This is a genomic window from Sphingobium fluviale, from assembly GCF_004122115.1.
Classification (GTDB): domain Bacteria; phylum Pseudomonadota; class Alphaproteobacteria; order Sphingomonadales; family Sphingomonadaceae; genus Sphingobium; species Sphingobium fluviale.
On record NZ_SBKP01000041.1, the window covers coordinates 1 to 1,172 of the forward strand.

The window sequence follows — 1,172 nt, forward strand, 5'->3', positions numbered from 1 at the left end:
CGCTTGTCTTATGACTTTGTGGTCCGTTCGGGTCAGGATGCGATGTCCGGTCCGGGGTGGCCACCCCGGACCGGACGGAAGGGGACGGATCGCAAAACCGCTGGTCGTGAAGGGACCGGGTTAGAGTAGGATCGCCCCTTTCTTTTTCATCAGGCCCGAACGGATACCGGGGCTTTTAAGGCCCGGATGACAAGCATGGGACAGCGAAAAAGATGAGCAACTCTCTACCACAAACCATCGGCATCGACATCTCCAAAGCGACGTTGGACTGCTATGTCCATCCCATCGGGATCGAGCGCCAGTTCCCCAACACCACCAAGGGCCACAAGACCCTGATCGCATGGGCCGGGCAATGGGAGGTCGAGCGGATCGCCTATGAGGCTACCGGCATCTACCACCGCGCGCTGGAGGTCGCGCTCGGCCATATGCCCTGCGTCAAGCTCAACCCGGAACGGGCAAGGCGCTTCGCTCAGGCGACAGGCACGCTCGCCAAGACCGATCGCATCGACGCCAGGCTGCTCGCACGGATGGCGGTGACGCTGAAACCCCCGGTCAGGCCCGCCCGAAGCCCGCAGCAGAACCAACTGGCCGAACTCGTCAACGCCCGCGATGGTCTGGTGCGTGATCGCACCGCGCTCAAAAACCGCGAAAAGAACCTCACCGTCACGCTGCTTAAGCGCCAGTGCAGCCAACGGCTCGAACAGATCGCTCGCCACATCGCTGCGCTCGACGCTGAAATCGCGGCCGTCATTGCCGCAGATGAAAAGCTCGTCCGGCGCCACCACATTCTCACCAGCATCGCTGGCCTCGGCACACTCACCGCCAACCAGATCATCGCCACCATGCCCGAACTCGGATCGCTCGATAACAAGCAGGCTGCCTCGCTCGCCGGACTTGCCCCGGTCGCGCGCCAGTCCGGCCAATGGAAAGGCAAAAGCTTCATCCGCGGCGGTAGGGCCAATGTCCGACAGGCTCTCTACATGCCTGCTCTGGTCGCCGCCCGATTCAATCCAAACCTCAAGGCCAAATACCAGCAGCTCATCGCTGCCGGAAAACCCGCCAAAATCGCCATCACAGCCATCATGCGAAAGCTCATCGTCACCGCAAATGCGCTACTCAGGGCAGATCGTCTCTGGACCACAGCATGCGCTTGACCATCACGGATACTCTAA

General features: G+C 61.3%; 1 protein-coding gene. It reads left to right on the forward strand.

Features of this window, described 5'->3' with window-relative positions:
- Positions 1 to 212 precede the first annotated feature (212 nt).
- A complete protein-coding gene (locus EQG66_RS15195; RefSeq protein ID WP_006966739.1) occupies positions 213 to 1,154 on the forward strand; it encodes an IS110 family RNA-guided transposase in 942 nt (313 codons plus the stop codon).
- Positions 1,155 to 1,172: the final 18 nt, after the last annotated feature.

Excerpts from the sequence above, each read along its gene's own strand:
- EQG66_RS15195 (WP_006966739.1), top strand. The coding sequence starts at position 213 with ATGAGCAACTCTCTACCACAAACCATCGGCATCGACATCTCCAAAGCG.